At 34.1% G+C, this 19,998-nt stretch carries 17 protein-coding genes and 1 tRNA gene; 2 read left to right on the top strand and 16 right to left on the bottom strand.

Annotation, left to right across the window (positions count from 1 at the left end; translation table 11 throughout):
• Window positions 1-132: 132 nt before the first annotated feature.
• The 8 genes from GWR14_RS15725 to pdxA all read right to left on the bottom strand — a co-directional run bounded on the left by GWR14_RS15725 (window position 133) and on the right by pdxA (window position 9,407).
• On the bottom strand, window positions 133-2,292 hold the full coding sequence (locus GWR14_RS15725; protein ID WP_163410029.1) for an alkaline phosphatase PhoX: 2,160 nt from the start codon (window positions 2,290-2,292) through the stop codon (window positions 133-135).
• A gap of 129 nt (window positions 2,293-2,421) precedes the next feature.
• On the bottom strand, window positions 2,422-4,254 hold the full coding sequence (locus tag GWR14_RS15720; protein WP_163410028.1) for a cytochrome-c peroxidase: 1,833 nt from the start codon (window positions 4,252-4,254) through the stop codon (window positions 2,422-2,424).
• Window positions 4,255-4,379: 125 nt separating this feature from the next.
• Window positions 4,380-5,726, bottom strand: a complete 1,347-nt coding sequence (gene accC / locus GWR14_RS15715) for an acetyl-CoA carboxylase biotin carboxylase subunit (protein ID WP_121359945.1) — start codon at window positions 5,724-5,726, stop codon at window positions 4,380-4,382.
• Between the two features lie 98 nt (window positions 5,727-5,824).
• Window positions 5,825-6,310 carry an acetyl-CoA carboxylase biotin carboxyl carrier protein gene (accB, locus tag GWR14_RS15710; RefSeq protein WP_163410027.1) on the bottom strand — a complete coding sequence of 162 codons (486 nt, stop codon included), beginning with the start codon at window positions 6,308-6,310 and terminating at the stop codon, window positions 5,825-5,827.
• Between the two features lie 23 nt (window positions 6,311-6,333).
• Window positions 6,334-7,332 (bottom strand): beta-ketoacyl-ACP synthase III, encoded by a 999-nt coding sequence (locus GWR14_RS15705; protein WP_163410026.1) that lies wholly within the window; start codon window positions 7,330-7,332, stop codon window positions 6,334-6,336.
• 172 nt (window positions 7,333-7,504) lie between these two features.
• Window positions 7,505-7,699 carry a 50S ribosomal protein L32 gene (rpmF, locus tag GWR14_RS15700; RefSeq protein WP_008465217.1) on the bottom strand — a complete coding sequence of 65 codons (195 nt, stop codon included), beginning with the start codon at window positions 7,697-7,699 and terminating at the stop codon, window positions 7,505-7,507.
• Between the two features lie 9 nt (window positions 7,700-7,708).
• Entirely contained in the window at window positions 7,709-8,251 is a 543-nt protein-coding gene (locus GWR14_RS15695) for a YceD family protein (RefSeq protein WP_163410025.1), read from the bottom strand.
• Between the two features lie 106 nt (window positions 8,252-8,357).
• Window positions 8,358-9,407: a 4-hydroxythreonine-4-phosphate dehydrogenase PdxA gene (pdxA, locus tag GWR14_RS15690; protein ID WP_163410024.1), complete on the bottom strand. Its 1,050-nt coding sequence runs from the start codon at window positions 9,405-9,407 to the stop codon at window positions 8,358-8,360.
• A gap of 57 nt (window positions 9,408-9,464) precedes the next feature.
• On the opposite strand from pdxA, the gene GWR14_RS15685 reads away from it, so the two are divergent.
• Window positions 9,465-10,055, top strand: coding sequence for a riboflavin synthase (locus GWR14_RS15685; RefSeq protein WP_163410023.1), 591 nt, complete (start codon window positions 9,465-9,467; stop codon window positions 10,053-10,055).
• A gap of 33 nt (window positions 10,056-10,088) precedes the next feature.
• Here GWR14_RS15685 and GWR14_RS15680 read toward each other — a convergent pair whose 3' ends face one another.
• The 5 genes from GWR14_RS15680 to GWR14_RS15660 all read right to left on the bottom strand — a co-directional run bounded on the left by GWR14_RS15680 (window position 10,089) and on the right by GWR14_RS15660 (window position 14,452).
• Window positions 10,089-10,337, bottom strand: a complete 249-nt coding sequence (locus GWR14_RS15680) for a hypothetical protein (protein WP_163410022.1) — start codon at window positions 10,335-10,337, stop codon at window positions 10,089-10,091.
• 169 nt (window positions 10,338-10,506) lie between these two features.
• Window positions 10,507-10,580 (bottom strand) — tRNA-Ile (locus tag GWR14_RS15675).
• A 137-nt stretch (window positions 10,581-10,717) separates the two neighbouring features.
• Complete coding sequence (mce, locus tag GWR14_RS15670) at window positions 10,718-11,122, bottom strand: methylmalonyl-CoA epimerase (protein ID WP_163410021.1); 405 nt, start codon at window positions 11,120-11,122, stop codon at window positions 10,718-10,720.
• An 11-nt stretch (window positions 11,123-11,133) separates the two neighbouring features.
• Window positions 11,134-13,488 carry a hypothetical protein gene (locus tag GWR14_RS15665; protein ID WP_163410020.1) on the bottom strand — a complete coding sequence of 785 codons (2,355 nt, stop codon included), beginning with the start codon at window positions 13,486-13,488 and terminating at the stop codon, window positions 11,134-11,136.
• Complete coding sequence (locus GWR14_RS15660; RefSeq protein WP_163410019.1) at window positions 13,448-14,452, bottom strand: hypothetical protein; 1,005 nt, start codon at window positions 14,450-14,452, stop codon at window positions 13,448-13,450. Before GWR14_RS15660 ends, GWR14_RS15665 begins: the two co-directional genes overlap by 41 nt.
• Window positions 14,453-14,621: 169 nt before the next feature.
• Here GWR14_RS15660 and GWR14_RS15655 point away from each other — a divergent pair, with 169 nt between their 5' ends.
• On the top strand, window positions 14,622-16,313 hold the full coding sequence (locus GWR14_RS15655) for an Ig-like domain-containing protein (protein WP_163410018.1): 1,692 nt from the start codon (window positions 14,622-14,624) through the stop codon (window positions 16,311-16,313).
• Here the strand turns inward: GWR14_RS15655 and GWR14_RS15650 are convergent.
• The 3 genes from GWR14_RS15650 to GWR14_RS15640 all read right to left on the bottom strand — a co-directional run bounded on the left by GWR14_RS15650 (window position 16,310) and on the right by GWR14_RS15640 (window position 19,998).
• Window positions 16,310-17,077: an amidohydrolase gene (locus GWR14_RS15650; protein WP_163410017.1), complete on the bottom strand. Its 768-nt coding sequence runs from the start codon at window positions 17,075-17,077 to the stop codon at window positions 16,310-16,312. The genes GWR14_RS15655 and GWR14_RS15650 overlap by 4 nt on opposite strands.
• A gap of 79 nt (window positions 17,078-17,156) precedes the next feature.
• Entirely contained in the window at window positions 17,157-17,903 is a 747-nt protein-coding gene (locus GWR14_RS15645; protein ID WP_163410016.1) for a succinate dehydrogenase/fumarate reductase iron-sulfur subunit, read from the bottom strand.
• 94 nt (window positions 17,904-17,997) lie between these two features.
• Window positions 17,998-19,998: a fumarate reductase/succinate dehydrogenase flavoprotein subunit gene (locus tag GWR14_RS15640; protein ID WP_163410015.1), complete on the bottom strand. Its 2,001-nt coding sequence runs from the start codon at window positions 19,996-19,998 to the stop codon at window positions 17,998-18,000.

Raw genomic sequence — 19,998 nt, 5'->3', positions numbered from 1 at the left:
TTTAAGAAGTCATATATGGTATCGCTTTTTCTTATTGGTGTTTGTTTTCAACAAACGCTTTGTTAGTAGCGATTTCATAAATATAAAAGCTGCCGGCATTTACTGCCGGCAGCTAAAAAATAAAGTTAGTACTTACTTTTTAAGAAGTTTTACAGTTTTTTGGAAACCGTCTGCCTCTATATTTAAAATCAGCATATTTGAAAATTGCAGCTGTGTTGTGAAATCTAATTCCAAAACAGCATTTGTTTCAGCAAAAGATTTTTTATATACAATCTGACCAAGCATGTTATATGCGGTAACATTTAGGTTTTTAAGATTCTCCGTATTAATGTTTACTATTCCGTAAGTTGGATTAGGAGATACAACCACATTATTTATTGTATGATCGATAGTTCCTAAAGAGCCGCCACCAAGATTTTGTTTAAGTGCAATAACAATAGTCGCCGATTTCCCTTTGTAATCGATAGTGTTTCCTGTTGCATCAACATCTGTATCAATTCCAGAACCTGGATGCTGAATAGAGAAAAATCCGAATTTATGATCCGGTGTAAAAGTAAGACCAGTAGGCTCAGAACCAGCCGGCATTGAAGCAAAAAGCTTAACTTTAGGATTTGCCTGAGTATGATCCGGAGCTATTACCCAAATATAGTTTTTTCCACCATCCTGCAGTACCCAAAGATTTCCTAACTCATCGAAGGTCAAGTTGTCATTTCCATCTCCCCAAGCTTCTGTTTTAACCCCATCAGCTGTGTACAAATTATAAACCGTTGATCCGCCTCCAACAAAAACTTCTACTTCCGAAGCTGTCGTTCCGTTATCTTTTAAACGATATACTTTATCCAGTCCTTTTGCTGTAAAATATATTTTACCATCTAACGGACTTATTTCTACATCTTCTATTCCATTGAATTTAGTTCCTCCTAAAGACTCGGCCAAGGAGGCAGTATTATTTTGATCAGCTTGTGTTTTATTAGGAACCTGAATCCAAACTGCAGTTGTAGCTACAGGATCTCCATTTGTTAAACCCTGATCCAGTTTTAAAACATATAAATTCCCTGAAGACAAATCGTTTGGTGTATCCATCACAAATTTGTAAACCATGTGAGTTCCTCCGTCTTCACCATAATAAGCTGTTGTACCAGCATCATTAATCACCACGTTTTCGTGATTCATAATACCCATTTGCCAAAGTTTACCTTTAGTCCCATTAGTATTTTTAGAAATAACCTGAGCAGTTGCAGGATCAATTTCTACTAACCAGCCATAATCTTTGTAACCATCTCCATTTGTATCATTTCCAGCTACAGATTCTTCGGAAGTAACAATTGTACCCCATGGCGTAACACCTCCTGAACAGTTTCTTATAGTTTGTACTAAACTAGCAGATGAGAAATCTACAGCTCTTGATTTTGTCAATTCCCAAAGTTTGGTAGTGGCATTAAAATTAATTTCCGCCATTGTAACACCTCCAGGATTTGTTTCATGATTTACAGAAAGATATCCATCTGTACTGCTCGGCGCACCACTTATTTTTTTAGCAACATACCCTGTAAAATCATTTTGTCCACCAACAAATCCTCCTCCTTCAGTATAACTATCCCCCTCCTTAAGAATCAATTGAAACTTATGCTGTATAGGAATAATTAATTTTGAAGTCTGCGCTGTAGGAACTATAGATGTAAAACAGCTAATGTGGTTTCCGTCATTACAAGAAGTATCCGGTGGTATAACTACTGGTGGCGTTGTATTTTTAAGATAAGCATCCATTCTCAAATCAGAACTACTTGCACCTCTGTTGTGTAACTCAATCGAAATTCTGTTGGTTCCCTGTACAAAATTTGCCTTTGGGATAGAGAAAACATTATAAACACTTTCATTTGCTCCGTCAATTGTTGTACTTGAAAGTGTAGCATAGGTAATTGTTCCGGCAGGCATATTATCCCTTACTACTTCTACTCCATTTAAAAAGACAAGGATACCATCATCTCTCATCACTCCAAGCTCCACTGTCTCAGTAAGATCTGCTAAATTAACGGTAAAATCTTTTGTAAAATAAGCTGTATTTAAAGGTTTTGTAATGGTTGTAGTCACGGGATCACCATATCCTAATGGTCCATTTCCTGATAACCAGCCAGAAATGTCGAATCCAGGATCTTTCCATTGGTCTGCCAATTGTACCCCTTTATCATCATAACTCCATGATGAACCTTTATCAAAAATTGTGGTTTGAGCCTGAATAACTGAATTAGTCATTAATAAAAAAGCTGCAACTGAAAGTAATTTTCTTTTCACGGTATAGTTTGTTTTGTTATACAGTGCGAAGTTATTTTCCTCTGCCGGACTTTATATTAAGCTTATTTTAAATAACTATAGAGATAAATTAGTAAATCTTAAACTTAATGTTAATCTGTTAAGATTAAGTTAGTATTGCACTTTACTAATGTCAGTCAGAGAATTGATAAAAGCAATAAGCTGTTTTATTTCTTTTTGATCAAGATTAAGTTTATCCGGAGCTAACGTCTGGTTTTTAATTTCCAGCCCCATTCCTTCGGCTCCGCCCTCGTTATAAAAAGTAATCACTTCTTCTAAGGTTGAAAATGCTCCATTATGGAAATACGGTTTTGTAAGAGTCGCATTTCTTACTGTCATTGTTTTAAAAGAGTTTTCATAAATCCATGAATTTTCTTTTTTCACATTGCTGTTTATTCTGCCTTTATCATCATCTATTTCAATCGGAAATATTTGTAATGGTTGTTTTGTTACCCCCAAAACTTCAGATTCATTTTCATTATAAAACGGAGGTACCAATCCTGAAAAATGAGGAGCAAAATGACAAGTTGCACAGGCAGCTTTACCCATAAAAAGATTATATCCTTTTTTGGCATCTTCAGAAATTTCTTTTTCGTTTCTCATGAATTTATCAAAATCACTATTGAAAGAATATAACGAAGCCACATAAGAGCTTAATGCTTTAGAGAAATTTTGTTTAGTGATGTCTCCATTTTTAAAGGCCTTTTTAAAAGCTTTTTTATACTGCGGATTTGTTCTCAGTTTTTTAATAATGCTTTCGTAACTGGTATTAAATTCCTGTTCATTATAAATCACATGTTCTACCTGCTGTTCAAGATAGAAAGCGCGTAAATCATAGAAGAATCTTTTAGCAAAAACAGCATTATATAAAGAAGGAGAATTTCTTAAGACAGTTTTACCTTCTACATTACTTAAGGATTTTGTTTTTAAATCGGTAAAAGCATTTTCAGGTAAATGACATGAGGAACAGCTCATTTTTTCATTATTACTTAAACTTTTATCATAGAAAATCTCTTTTCCTAAAGACCTTAATGCAGCATTATCTTCAGATGGTTTTAAGAGTGTATAAAAATAAGGATCCAGAAAATCATCATTAAAAAAGTTTTTATTATTGATGTTCCAGCCCGAAACCTCTTTCAAATCATCTGGAGAATTATCCCATTTTCCTAATTCTTCATATAAAGGCTGAAGATAAACTTTATAAAACTCTATTCGGTCAAAAGTATCAAAATTGGTATTTTTAGAAAGATAATCAATGCAGCCTTTCAATAAATTTTCGACTTTTTGAGTATCAAATTTTTTAAAATAATCGTCTTTTTTAATGTAATTATCGATTCCAGTCAGGGCATGGACAGCTTCTTCAAAAACATTAAGTGATCCCGGTGTATCAAACCCTGTAACCCCCATTGTATAAATTCTGATAAGTTCTATACGCAATGGCAGTGTTTTATTGTTTTCTTTTGAAAAGCCATTTTTTGATGCGCTCAGGTAAAAATCATTATAACTATTATAAAGAAAGTCTGTTATTTCAACAATCTTGTCTTGTTTCAGGCTAACTTCATCTGAAAAGATAAGTTCATCCAAAACCTGTAACCCTTCCGGAGGCAAAGTATTAGAAGCGGTTCCCGTACCTTCTATATGAAATAATGGTGCAGCATTAAGATGCGTTTTGGAAAATTCAGGATAATGATAAGCGATATAAAATTCTATTTCTTTATATGAATTTCTGGTTTTTTTTAATGATTCCTGTAAGTCTTCTTTTGAAATCTTATGTCGCTGAAAGAGACGGACATCCAGTTTTAAAACACCTAACTGATCTTTAAAGGTCTTTAAACCGTGGTTAACTAATGCATTTGTTGTGATATATTCATTATCTCCGGGATTAAATGACATTATTACAAAACCTGTAAAAAGTGCAATACCGAGGAACAAAAAAGATTTCATATTTTTTTGTCTGCAAAAATATTTTCTTTAGTTCATCCTAATTTTAAATCTGGATTAAATAATCGGCATTTTTCAGTTAAACCAATACATAAAAAAACCTCATTTTTCAATGAGGTTTTAGGTATTTATTCCGGACTATTCATTTTGAAAGTATCCATGAAAGCAGTCGTATAATCTCCCGCAATGTATTTTGGATCATCCATTAATTGCCTGTGGAAAGGTATTGTAGTCTTCACCCCTTCGATTACGAATTCGTCAAGAGCTCTTCTCATTTTACTGATAGCTTCCTCACGAGACTGTGCTGTTGTAATTAACTTCGCAATCATTGAATCGTAATTTGGAGGAATACTGTATCCTGAGTAAACATGAGTATCTAAACGAACTCCGTGCCCTCCTGGCATATGAAGCGTAGTAATTTTTCCTGGTGAAGGACGAAAATCATTATAAGGATCTTCGGCATTAATACGACATTCGATAGCGTGTAATTCTGGAAGGTAGTTTTTTCCAGAAATTGGAATTCCGGCAGCAACCATAATTTGCTCACGAATTAAATCGTAATCAATTACTTGTTCAGTAATAGGATGCTCAACCTGAATACGTGTATTCATTTCCATGAAATAGAAGTTTCTGTGTTTGTCTACAAGAAATTCTACCGTTCCGGCTCCTTCGTATTTAATGAATTCAGCCGCTTTTACAGCCGCTTCTCCCATTCTCGTACGCAATTCATCCGTCATGAAAGGTGAAGGTGTTTCTTCGGTAAGTTTTTGGTGACGACGCTGAACAGAGCAGTCTCTTTCAGAAAGGTGACATGCTTTTCCGTAAGAATCCCCAACAACCTGAATTTCGATGTGACGTGGTTCTTCGATAAGTTTCTCCATGTACATTCCATCATTTCCAAACGCTGCAGCAGCTTCCTGACGTGCGCTTTCCCATGCTTTTAAAAGCTCATCTTCTTTCCAGATCGCACGCATTCCTTTTCCACCACCACCAGCAGTAGCTTTCATCATAACCGGGTAACCAATTTCTGCTGCTGTTTTTTGTGCATGCTCATAAGATTCTAATAATCCATCTGAACCTGGTACACATGGAACTCCTGCAGCTTTCATTGTAGCTTTTGCAGAAGCTTTGTCTCCCATTCTGTCAATCATTTCAGGAGCTGCACCAATAAATTTGATTCCGTGCTCTTGACAAATTTTAGAAAACTTAGCATTCTCAGAAAGGAAACCATATCCTGGATGTATTGCATCTGCATTTGTAATTTCTGCAGCAGCAATGATATTTGACATTTTTAAATACGATAAGTTACTTGGAGGAGGACCAATACAAACTGCCTCATCAGCAAACTTCACATGTAAGCTTTCAGCATCCGCTGTAGAGTAAACTGCTACAGTCTTTATTCCCATTTCCTTACAAGTACGAATTACACGAAGTGCAATTTCTCCTCTATTCGCAATTAATATTTTTTTAAACATCTTTTTAAAATTATATAATTAGATAATTAGACAATTGGATAATTAGATTTTAAGCACTTTCGAAAAAGTCTAAAATCTAAAAATCTAACGATCTAAAATTAAGATGGATCTACTAAGAATAAAGGTTGATCAAATTCTACAGGAGACATATCGTCAACAAGAATTTTTACAATTTTACCAGAAACTTCAGATTCGATTTCGTTGAATAATTTCATTGCTTCAATTACACAAAGAACATCACCTTTTGCTACAGTACTTCCTACTTCTGTAAAAACAGGTTTGTCAGGAGAAGGTTTTCTGTAGAATGTTCCAATGATAGGAGATTTTATAGTAATATATTTAGAATCGTTAGCAACCGGTGCTTCCGGAGTTACATTTACAACTACCGGAGCAGTAACCTGAGGAACTGCAACCTGAGGTAAAGCAGCCTGAGCTGGTAATTGCTGTACATAAGTAGCCTCAGTTGAATTTGTCTCCAAAGTTGTTCGGATGGTAATTTTCACATCATCCATTTCCAACTTTACCTCTGCAACACCCGAATTTGCTACAAATTTGATTAGGTTTTGAATTTCTTTTAAATCCATAATGATTCGTTTTTAGTTTTAATTTATTTTTTATCGTAAGCCCATTTCAGGTAAATAGATCCCCATGTGAATCCACCTCCAAAAGCGGCAAAAATAACATTATCTCCTTTTTTGAACTTGTGCTCAAAGTCTGCTAACACTAATGGCAAAGTTCCTGAAGTTGTATTACCATATCTTTCGATATTCACAAGCACCTTAGAATCTTCAAGATCTAATCTGCCTGCGGTAGCATCGATAATACGTCTATTTGCCTGATGTGGCACTAACCAGCTTACATCTTCTTTTGTCAAATTATTTCTTTGCAAAATTAATTCGCTTGCATCAGCCATATTAGTAACAGCATATTTAAATACTGTTTTACCATCCTGCATAATATTATGCTGTCTGTTTTTAATAGTTTCTTCAGAAGCAGGAATTAAAGAACCTCCTGCAGGGATTTTAAGAAAATCGCGCCCTACACCATCACTTCTTAAGTACTCATCCTGTAAACCTAAACCTTCATAATTTGGCTCGAACAAAACCGCTCCCGCTCCATCACCAAAGATAATACAGGTAGATCTGTCTTTGTAATCTACAATTGATGACATTTTATCAGCACCAATTAATAACACTTTTTTGTAACGTCCAGATTGCACATAGGCTGCAGCAGTTGACATTCCGTATAAAAAACTTGAACAGGCAGCTTGTAAATCGTAGGCAAATGCATTAGTTGCCCCAATTTCTGTAGCAACATATACACCTGTAGCAGCCACCATCATATCCGGTGTTGCCGTTGCCATTATTACCATATCAATTTCTAACGGATCAATATTGGCTTTTGCTATTAAATCTTGTGCTGCTTTTATAGCAAGATAGGAAGTTCCTTTATCAGCATCTTTAAGAATTCTTCTTTCTTTTATTCCGGTACGGGTAGTAATCCATTCATCATTGGTATCAACCATTGTTTCTAGTACTTTATTAGAAAGTACAAAGTCAGGAACGTATCCTCCAACAGCGGTAATTGCGGCTGTGATTGTATTCATTATATTCTATTATTTCCTTTCAAATATTTCTATTTGAAAAATTTTTAAAAGACGTGAAAATTACAAAAAAAAATCTAAACGTATTGTCGTAAATTTCTTTAAAAAATAAAGTTTTATCCAACAAAAAAAACTCTCACATAGTGAGAGTTCCAATATCATTTACAAAAATATATTAAGCAACCGCTTCAGATTTATCGATAACAACTTGCCCTCTGTAATACATTTTACCTTCATGCCAGTAAGCTCTGTGGTATAAATGCGCTTCACCTGTAATAGGACATGTAGCGATTTGAGCTACAGTAGCTTTATAATGTGTTCTTCTCTTATCTCTTCTTGTTTTCGAGGTTTTTCTCTTAGGATGTGCCATTTTACTATATTATTTATCCGTTAATAGTTTTTTTAATTTTTCCCAACGCGGGTCAATATCTTCTTCTTGTTTACTCTCTTCTTTTGCTTCTCTGACTTTTAACTCATTTAGTTTTGACAAGGCTTCAGTTTTTAAAGTCCCGTCTTTCACTCCTGGATGAACTCTTTTTTGAGGAATTGACAATGCAATCATCTCAAAAATGTACTGCGCCACATCTATTTCAAATTCACCATGAGGCAAGATCAGCAATTCTTCATTATCATTATTAAATTCTTCTCCAAAACGAACGATGAGTTTCATCTTTCCTTTCACAGGCAAATCAAAATCTTCACTGGTCAGATCACAAGGAACATTTACCGTACCTTTATGTTTAAAATCCAACTCCAGCATATTGCTTTTCTTGTCCAAAACTAAACCGACTTTGATATCTGAATTTTGAAATTCATCGTAATCAAAGTCCTCAAAGAACTTCTTATTTATTTGATATTCAAAATTGTGTTTTCCCAGCTTTAACCCTACGAAAGGAATTAAAAATTCTTTTGTCTTGCTCATTTCAACATCAATTTGTACAATTAGGATCTAAAACTCAGATACCTGAATTGGGGTGCAAAGATATAAAATTATTATAAAACTAATAATCTTATTCACCTTTTTTTGTTTATAACTGTTTTTCTTTTATTTTAAGAGTTTTTTTGCTAATCTCCTCATACTGATTGCGCGAACGAAATACATCAATTGCCAGATAAACTGCTTCTTTAAAAGAATTATAATCTGCCATATCTTTTCCTGCAATATCATAAGCTGTACCATGATCAGGAGAAGTCCTTACTTTATTCAGACCTGCAGTATAATTTACTCCTTTCCCAAATGACAATGTTTTAAAAGGAATCAATCCCTGATCATGATATGTTGCCACAACTGCATCATATTTTTCATACTGACCGCTTCCAAAAAAACCATCTGCAGGAAAAGGGCCAAAAACCATAGTCCCGGCATCAAATATTTTCTTTAAAACTGGCTTCAACACTAAATCATCCTCTTTTCCTATTACACCTCCATCACCAGCATGTGGATTTAAGCTCAATACAGCAATTTTAGGCTTTACAATACTAAAATCCTGAATTAATGATTTTCTGACAGTTTCGATTTTTCTTGCAATTAATTCTTCAGTCAAATGAGAAGAAACTTCATTCAAAGGAACATGATCCGTCAGCAACCCAACTCTCAAATCATCATGAACCATCATCATTAGCGCATCGCCTTCAAGCTCCTGATCCAGATAGTCTGTATGCCCGGGAAATTTAAAATCTTCCGACTGGATATTATATTTATTTATTGGAGCTGTCAACAAAACATCAATCTCTCCTTCTTTCAAAGCCTTGGTAGCTGCAACAAACGATTTAATAGCATATTGACCTATTTTTTCATCATTTGTCCCTAAATTAATATCAACCCCTTCTTTCCAAAGATTATAAACATTTACTTTTCCCGGAATCACCTGATCTAATTTATCTACGCCATGAAACTGAACCGTAGAGGTAAAACTCTTTTTAACAAAAGAAAGTATCTTGGCATTTGCAAAAATAACGGGCGTACACAATTCTAACATACGGGAATCTTCGAATGTTTTCAAGATAACTTCGCTTCCAATACCATTTAAATCTCCGACTGAAATTCCAACAATTATATTTTCTGCTTTTTTATTCATGACCTCCAATTATTTATTACTAATTTTGATGTGCAAATTTAGTAAAATAAACCAACAATGTTTACAGGAATCATAGAAACCTTAGGAAGGATTCACGAAATACAGAAAGACCAGAACAACCTCCATATTACGATAGACTCTTCTATTACAAACGAATTAAAAATCGACCAAAGTGTTTCCCACAACGGAATCTGCCTGACAGTAGTCACCATAAAAGACACGTTTTATACCGTAACAGCTATTAACGAGACTATTTTAAAAACCAACATTGGCGACTGGAAGATCAATGATATTGTTAATTTGGAAAGAGGAATGAAGCTTGGCGACCGTCTTGACGGACATATTGTACAAGGTCATGTTGACCAAACCGGAACCTGCAGCAAAATCGAAGAAGCAAACGGAAGCTGGAATTACACATTTGAATACGACAAAAATTTAAGCAACATCACCATCGAAAAAGGCTCAATAACCGTAAACGGCGTCAGTCTAACTGTCGTAAATTCTAAAACCAACGAATTCAGCGTTTCGATAATACCTTATACTTTTGAAAACACCAATTTCAAAAATTTTAAAATTGGTACTAAAATAAATTTAGAATTTGATGTTGTCGGAAAATATATTTCAAAATTATACGCTATAAATAAATAGTCCCGACAAACATTTATAAAAAAAGCTTCAGTTTTATACTGAAGCTTTTATTTTTAGTTTATGTTTATATATTACACAAATCCCTAACAACAAACCTGCTGTAATTAATCCATACAAGAAATCACCATTAATTGGCACCTCGGGAGTAGGAGGAGGACCTGCTGCAACTGCAGCTCCTTTAGCAGTAGAAGGAGGCGGGGGAGTTGAAGCTGATTCAGCAAAAACCATTACCGCATTAAACAACATCAGCAACAAAATTGCAATTTTACCTGGTATTTTCATAGAATGGGACAATTTAAAATCTTAGAATAATACTAAAAATGTTTTGTTTGAATTTCTACAAAAGCGTGGTTCTTTCACAAAAATCTGCCACAAATGTATGCTTTTTATTCAAAAAACATTACCCAAAAACAAAAAAAGCTTCATAAAAAATTATGAAGCTTTTTTTTTGTGGTCCCACCTGGGCTCGAACCAGGGACCACCTGATTATGAGTCAGGTGCTCTAACCAGCTGAGCTATAGGACCGGTTAAGAGTTTGCAATATTACTACTATTTTTTATTTGCTCCAAATATTTTGCACTATCATTTATACTTAATTTCAATATTAACAATTCTTCTTTGAAATCAAATTGATTATCAATCAATTATTACATTCAAAAAAATCATCTAATTTCCTGACAAAGTTCAACAAGAACACCATTTATGTTCTTAGGATGTAAAAAAACTACTAATTTATTATCGGCACCTTTTTTGGGAACATCGTTTATAAGAACAAAACCTTCTTTTTTCAAACGTTCTATTTCTCTAAAAATATCATCAACATCAAAAGCAATATGATGTATTCCCTCTCCTTTTTTCTCTAAAAACTTCGCAATTGGACTTTCGGGGTCGGTTGCCATCAAAAGTTCAATTTTATTAGTTCCTGTCTGAAAAAAAGAAGTCACAACTTTTTCTGTTTCTACCGTTTCTGTTTTATATGATGCAACACTTAATAATTTTTCAAACAAAACATTGGCATCATCCATGTTTTTCACTGCGATTCCTATATGTTCAATTCTGTTCACCATATTATTACAATTTATTGATTGACATAAGTATTAAAATAACCACATTCTGCAATTACCTCCTGATAGTATTTTGTGTCTGAGTACTCTTTTTGTAGTGTTTTAAATCCGTTCCAGGCTATAAAATTAATTTTATCATCCTGAATTTCCCACCAGCTTTTAGCTGCACTGTATTTATCATTATAATATTGATTGCGTTCGCACTTAGCCATCAAATAAACACATTTTGCCTTTTGCTCTTTTGTTGCAGCCGCTTCAAATGCCTTTTGATAATACATTTTCGAAACACTGCAATTTGTTATCATTTCTTTCATTGGATCTCTAAAAGAATATGGACTTGAGCCATAGCCTACAATATTCGTTTCATAAAAAGTTCTTCCGTTTCCAAAATGAGTAATATTATAAAATGCATTTCCAAGCAGTAAATTATTCATATACTCATCTTCTTTCTGAGCAACTTTATCCTGCATTATTTTTATAGTATTCAAAAAATCAATAAACGAATATTTCTTCTTTTGATAAGCAGCATGATCACAATCGTGGCAATCTTTTATACTTCCGTTAAACGGATTTCCTAAAAAGAGAATATTCTGAATCGAATCTGTTTCTTTCATAAACCCAATAGCTTCATTAATTTTATTTTTGAAAGTCGCCTGAACAGCCTGAAAATTATTAACATCTTTTAGCTTCAACCTATAAATCTCCGAACCAATTTTCTCTATTTCAGTTTTATTTGTCTTAGCCAAAAACTTTTTCATGGTCAGTAAATCTTTTTCATTATCATAAAAAGAATTTCCTTCTCCCCAATAATAATCCTGTGAGTTTCCAAACAATTCTGCCATAACCGGATTTGATTCTTCTTTGTAGAGTGCTGCCAGATATCTCTTGCTCCACGCCGAAGCATTTTCATAACGAAACTCCTGCCCCCTATATGTCTTAGGTAATTCCTGATACAACCAATTCAAATCAGCTAAAATTGTCTTTTCATTTTTAGTCGTAAGCTTGTCAATTTTGCTCAGATTATTTACAAATCGAAGCAACCGCAGTTGATAAAGTGAAAGTTCTGTTTTTGGCATTGTCTTTTCGGCTTTATCAAAATTTGTATCTGCTTTTGTATAATCTGCTTTTAAAATTTGCAAATACCCCAAAGCAATATCCCATAAATAAGGCTGTTTTGTATTTCCGCCTGCTGCAATTTTGGTAACCAGTTCAAAAGCTTTTGCATTTATTTTATTTTTATTCTCCACTTTATTTTCTGCTACAGTCAGATATTTTGAAATTTTATAATCGGCAGATCTTTCATAAAAGTTATTATTTATTTGCTGCTCCTGTTTATTTACCAATCTCGTTAACAAATAATCGAGATGCTGGCTTTTAGGATTTAATTCATATATCTTTTCTATCGCCTGAATTTCATCTTTATAATAACCATGAATAGCCCAAAGTGCCGCTTTCTCATCATTATTTTTAGCCATTGCCAATGATTTATTCCAGTCAGATTCATTTTTTGGACGAAAACTATACGCCGTAACAATTCGCATTTCAGGACATTTATCAAAAACCAAAGCATACAAATAGTTCGAAACAGCATATTGTTTTGATTTATATTGAATTCCAGCAACATAAGCCAGAGCCCTGTAATACAAACTGTTTTTCGGCACTGATTTTTCAGTTTTATTAAAAAATGTAATTGCTTTCTGTTTGTTGTTACTATAAAAATAAGCCTTCATAGTCAAAAACCAATATCTGTTTTTCAGGAAAGGATCTGAAGTTGTATTGTAAACATTTTCAATAGACTGAATCATTTTCAAATCGTTAAACGTTTTAGCCACGACGGGCTCATAACTCCAATAATCTGTATTTACAGAAACCATTTCTATTTTTTGCGCCAAATATAGAAACTCGATGAAGCTTTTAACTTTCGCATCTTTCAAATCCATTTTTTTACCCCATTTTAAAGCAACCTGATTTTGCTTTTTGGTTTTAAGAAAAACATGCAGATGTGTAATATCCTTTTTATTTTGAGAAACTTTCTTTTCTTCAGAATAAGAGCGCGTCTCTATTTCTCCTATCAAAAAATAATTTACGGCAGTTGTATCAACTTTTGATTTTAAATATTTATTCCAGTCTGATTTGATTTCATTATTAAATCTGGAATTATGCCGGGTATCAAAACCGATTCCGTAAAAAATATCACCAGACAAAAAAAGCGGCGTATAGGATTCATCAACAAATGTTTCAGGTGTAAAATTGGAATCTCCTCCAAAATACCCAAAATCTCCGTCTGCACAGGCGAATATTACTCCGTAAGCAAAAAGCAAAGAAGCACTAGAAATAAGAAACAATTTGTTTAAAAATATTCTTTTCATAGTTTTTTATATTGAATTCATCTAGGTCGTAAAAAATAATTTCATTTGGAGACTCTACCAGGTTCTCTTCCAAATCCTGAGCCATTTCTTTCAAATCTTCTTGAGAAACAGACTCTGTTTTCAGCAAATCATTCTCTTCATAAAAAATGCCATTTTTATAATTAGAGTGTTTAACTTTAAAAAAAGTCAAATTAATTTGCTCGAAATTTCTATCTTCTTTGAGAGACGAAACATTCAGTTTTGAACACAGTCCAATCACTTTTTTATTTCTGATATGAACTGCCCAGGAATATATAGGCAAAGCAAAATTAAGATGCAGCGGATATCTTTTCAAACTTTTAAGATAACGTTCTGCGATTTTTTTATCGTAAATAGAATTTAAAGAATCAGGAGCAATTGATCCCATATTATAATACATCAAAACTCCCGAATCAGCATTTGGTATTTTGGTTTTCATGAAATATTTTACCTGATGCAATCGTATTGTTACAGAGAGTTTCTTCTGCGAAAGCTTTTTCAAAACCTCAATAAATTTTAAATAATTGTCCTTACTTGAAAGCGTCCAGTCGCAGTCGATTTGAATTTCTTTGTTGTAAATTTTATTTTTTGAATTGATCTCATTTATCAGTTTTATAGTTTTTTGAGCCAAATCTTCTAAATCAATATTTTGCTTTAGCATGACTTTATTTTTGATATAAACCACAGGAACTATATCAAAATTATTCATTGCTTCCTGAAAACGAACCGGAGCTAAAGGAATAGGACTTTGATCATTCGAATTTAAATCAATGTCGAAATAACGGATATAAATTTTTCGGACATCATTTTCATGAATAACTTCTTTTTCAGTTTCCGATAACTTAAAAATAGTTTTCCAATAGTAAAATGAAACAATTGGTTTAGTATTTTCATTACACGAAACCAACAAAAGGAAGAGCAATACCAAAAAGGAATTCTTTTTCAAACCTGCAATATTAAATTCTAACTCAAATGTAAGAATATTATAGACTGATTACAGATTACCATAAAAAAATATTGAATTTAAGCTAAGTTTCAAAACCCAATAAAACGATAAAAAATTTCGATTAAAGCAAATATAATTGTTATTTTGTGGAATTAAATCACAAATCGTTATGCTGAAAAACAGTTTAAAATATTTTTCTTTTTTATTCGTATTTTTAATGATAAGCTGCGCAAAGCGTGGCAGCATAACAGGAGGTTTAAAAGACACACTTGCTCCAATTTTAAAATCAAGTTCTCCTAAAAATTTCAGTACTGATTTCAAGGCTAATGAAATCATTCTGACGTTTGATGAATATGTAAAACTTAAAAACGCCAATAAACAGCTGATTGTTTCTCCTCCTTTGAAAAACCCACCAATTATTGAACCTACTAACGCAAGTAAATTTATCAGCATCAAGATTAAAGACACTTTACAGCCTAATACCACTTACAGCTTTAATTTCGGGCAAAGTATTGCTGACAACAACGAAGGGAATCCGTTGAATCAATTCAAATACGTTTTTTCAACAGGTTCTTATATTGATTCACTTGCGCTAAACGGAAGAATTAAGGATTCCTATGAAAAAAATGCAGACAACTTTGTATCTGTAATGTTATATGAGGTTAATGACAAATTCAAAGACTCTGTTATCTACAAAGAAAATCCACGTTATATTACCAATACTTTAGACAGTTTAACCACTTTCCGATTAGAGAACCTTAAAGCCGGAAAATATCTTTTAGTTGCATTAAAAGACAAGGGAAGCAATAATAAATTCAATCCAAAAGATGACAAAATAGGTTTCCTAAAACAACCTATAACCATACCAAACGATACTGTTTTTGAACTGGAATTATTCAAGGAGCAGCTTCCTTTAAAAGCATTCAAACCAATACAGGCTTCCGGAAACCGATTATTACTTCCGTATGAAGGAAAACGAAACTTTAAAGATTCGAAACCTAAAATTGTGCTTAAAAATGGCAATGATGTTCTTGAAACCATTATAACTCAATTTCCAAAAAAGGACTCTTTACAAGTCTGGTACAAACCTTTAAAAGTAGATTCATTATCGTTAGAAATCAACAAGGACAACTATGATAAAAAGTTTACATTTAAAATTAAAAACCAGAAAAAAGACACCCTGAATATTACTGCTTTACAAAATGGGATTATAAATTTCAGAGACCGATTTACACTGGAAACTGCTACACCGCTTATTAAATTTGATAAATCAAAAATAAAATTAGTCAATAAAGACTCTACAGCAGTGGCTTATACAACAGAATATGATGAGTTTGAACAAAAACTATACATCGATTTAAAAAAAGAGCCTTCTGAAAAGTACAATTTTACTTTTTTACCGGGTGCATTAACCGATTTTTACGAGAAATCGAATGACACTTTATCATACAAACTCACAACAAGAGAAATTGAGGAATACGGTAATCTTACACTGAATTTACAAAATGTGAAACGTTTCCCGGTTATAGTGGAACTGACCAATAAAAAAGGAGACGTCGTAATGGCGAGCGATTATTCTGAAAACCAGACTAAATTTGATTTTCTTCTTTTAGAACCAAGTGTATATACTGTACGAGTTATTTATGACGACAATAAAAACAGGACATACGATACCGGAAGCTATTTAGAAAAAAGATATGCAGAAGAGGTATTTTATTATCAGGAAGAAATTGATTTACATGCGAATTGGGACAAAGTTGAATCTATAGATTTAAGCATTCCTTACAGTCCTGAACTGGCGAAGAAGAATGAAGAAGCAAAATTAAAGGCAGAAAAAAAGAAAAAGAAAACTGCGTTTTAATTTTTAATTTCAAAGCTGTCTTTATCATTAAGGAAATTCATTTTTTTACGAGTTTCGAGCATTATATTTTTGTCTAATTCTACTAGAAAAACACCTTCATTTTCCTGAGGTTCTAAAATATAATTACCTAAATAATCTATAACCTGCGAATGACCGTTATGCTCAAAGTTATTCGCATCCTCTCCTATCCTGTTTACTCCAATGACATAACTAAGGTTTTCAACAGCTCGGGCTCTTAACAAAATATCCCACGCATTAATCCTTACTTTTGGCCAGTTGGCAACATACAAAAGCAAATCATAATTATCTACATTTCTGGCAAAGACCGGAAAGCGTAAATCATAACAAACCTGAAGACAAATTTTCCAGTCTTTATACTCAACAATCTGTTTTTTAGTCCCGGCAGTATAAATTTTATCTTCTCCTGCCAGTGTAAATAAATGTCTTTTATCATAATACTGAATCTCCCCAGTCGGAAAAACAAACAATAACCGATTATAGTATTTATTGTCCTCAAAAATAATCAGGCTTCCTGCAATCGCACAATTTTTGCTTTTCGCTAAAGCCTTCATCCACAAAACAGTTTCTCCCTGCATCGTTTCAGCCATTTTTAAAGCATTCATACTAAAACCTGTCGAAAACATTTCCGGAAGTACAATCAAATCAACAGAAGCGTTTATTTCGTTTATTTTAGCTTCGAAATTAACTCTGTTATCCTTTGAGCTTTCCCAAACAAGATTTGATTGAATAAGGGCAATTTTCATGTTGTTTATTTTAATATAAAGATAAAAAAAACGCATTCATAATTTGAATGCGTTTTTCTATAACTAAGTTGTATTTTACTTATCCTTTTAAGCTTGCTGCTAAATACTCACGGTTCATACGTGCAATATTTTCAAGAGAAATTCCTTTAGGACATTCTACTTCACAAGCTCCTGTGTTGGTACAGTTACCAAAACCTTCTAAATCCATTTGGTGAACCATGTTTAATACACGCTCTGTAGCCTCAACTTTACCTTGTGGCAATAAAGCATATTGAGATACTTTTGCACCAACGAACAACATTGCTGAAGAGTTTTTACAAGTTGCCACACAAGCACCGCAACCAATACAAGCTGCAGCATCAAATGATTTATCTGCATCCACTTTTGGTACCGGAATAGTATTCGCATCGATTGTGTTTCCTGAAGTATTTACCGAGATAAATCCTCCTGCGTGCTGGATTCTGTCGAAAGAACTTCTGTCAACAACTAAATCCTTAATTACAGGGAAAGCTTTTGCTCTGAATGGCTCGATAAAAATTGTATCACCATCTTTAAACATACGCATGTGCAACTGGCAAGTTGTAACCCCCCTGTCCGGTCCGTGTGCTTCACCGTTGATGAACAAAGAACACATTCCGCAAATCCCTTCACGACAATCGTGGTCAAATGCTACAGGCTCTTCTCCTTTGTTGATTAAACCTTCGTTAAGAACGTCTAACATTTCAAGGAAAGACATGTCTGGTTCGATTCCATCGATAGGATATTCTACAATCCCTCCTTTATCTTGAGCGTTTTTTTGACGCCATATTTTTAATGTAAGTTTCATACCTTTTTCGTTTGAAAGTCATAAAGTCGAAAGTCGAAAGTCGCTGGCACATTCTGCCTTTTGACTTTAATACTTTGGGCTTTCGACCAAATTCTTATTTATAACTTCTTTGAACTAATTTAATGTTTTCGTAATTCAGAGGCTCTTTGTGCAACACTGCATCACTTGGTTTTCCTTTGTACTCCCAGGCTGCAACGTATGCAAAGTTGTCATCATCACGAAGTGCTTCTCCTTCTTCTGTCTGGTACTCCTCACGGAAATGACCTCCACAAGATTCGTTACGGTGTAAAGCATCTTTCGCAAACAATTCTCCTAATTCCAAGAAATCGGCAACACGGATTGCTTTTTCTAATTCCTGATTAAATTCGTTAGCGCTTCCAGGAACTTTTACATCTTTATAAAACTCTTCACGTAAAGCGGCAATTTCTTCCATAGCTTCAGCTAAACCTTTAGCGTTACGGGCCATACCTACTTTATTCCACATAATTTTACCTAATTTCTTATGGAAATAATCTACAGAATGAGTTCCTTTGTTATTGATAAAATTGTTGATTAAATCTTTTACTGATTTTTCAGCTTCAACGAATTCTGGTAAGTCTGTAGAAATTTCACCCATTTTAATATCCGGAGCTAAATAGTCTCCGATAGTATAAGGTAATACGAAATATCCATCAGCTAATCCCTGCATCAAAGCAGAAGCTCCTAGTCTGTTTGCTCCGTGGTCAGAAAAGTTAGACTCTCCAATTGAGAAACATCCAGGAATTGTAGTCATTAAGTTATAATCAACCCAGGTACCACCCATTGTGTAGTGAACCGCCGGGTAAATCATCATTGGAGTCGTATAAGGATCCTCATCAACGATTTTGTAATACATCTGGAATAAGTTTCCATATTTACTTTTCACGATTGCAGCTCCTAATTTAGTGACCAAAGCAGCATCTTTATCATCTAAACCTTTTACGTAAGCATCTTCAGTTCCGTAACGTTTGATCGCTGCTGCAAAATCTAAGTAAACTGCTTCACCGGTTTTGTTAACACCAAAACCAGCATCACATCTTTCTTTTGCTGCACGGGATGCAACGTCACGAGGTACTAAGTTACCAAAAGCAGGGTATCTTCTTTCTAAGAAATAATCTCTTTCTTCTTCAGATAAATCAGTTGCTTTTTTCTTTCCTTCACGGATTGCCTGAGCATCTTCTAATTTTGCAGGAACCCAAATACGACCGTCATTACGTAACGATTCAGACATCAAAGTCAGTTTAGACTGATGATCTCCTGAAACCGGGATACATGTTGGGTGAATTTGTGTGTAGCAAGGATTTGCGAAAAACGCTCCTTTTTTATGAATTTTCCAGGCTGCTGTTGCGTTACTTCCCATAGCATTTGTAGAAAGGAAAAATACGTTTCCATATCCTCCAGAACCAATTACTACCGCGTGAGCAGAATGTCTTTCAATTTCTCCTGTAATTAAGTTACGAGCGATAATTCCTCTCGCTTTTCCGTCAATAACTACTAATTCAAGCATTTCATGACGGTTGTACATTTTTATTTTTCCACGACCAATCTGACGGTTCATTGCAGAATAAGCTCCTAACAACAATTGCTGTCCTGTTTGCCCTTGTGCGTAGAATGTACGTGAAACCAAAGTTCCTCCGAAAGAACGGTTATCTAATAATCCACCATATTCACGAGCCAATGGTACCCCTTGAGCCACACACTGGTCAATAATGTTTGCAGAAACCTCAGCCAAACGATGAACGTTTGCTTCACGTGCACGGTAGTCACCTCCTTTTACAGTATCGTAGAACAATCTGTAAACTGAGTCACCGTCTCCCTTATAATTTTTTGCAGCATTAATACCTCCTTGTGCAGCGATAGAGTGTGCACGACGTGGAGAATCCTGAAAGCAAAATGCTTTTACGTTATATCCTAACTCAGCCAAAGTAGCCGCAGCAGAACCTCCAGCCAAACCTGTACCAACAACGATAATATCTAAATTACGTTTGTTAGCCGGGTTTACTAAATTAATATGATCTTTATAATTTGTCCATTTGTCCGCTATAGGACCATTTGGAATTTTTGAATCTAATGCCAT

Origin of the sequence: Flavobacterium ajazii, assembly GCF_010614725.1 — a bacterium.
Classification (GTDB): domain Bacteria; phylum Bacteroidota; class Bacteroidia; order Flavobacteriales; family Flavobacteriaceae; genus Flavobacterium; species Flavobacterium ajazii.
Note: the sequence above shows the minus strand (reverse complement) of the source record. Positions and strands in the feature narration are given on the sequence as shown.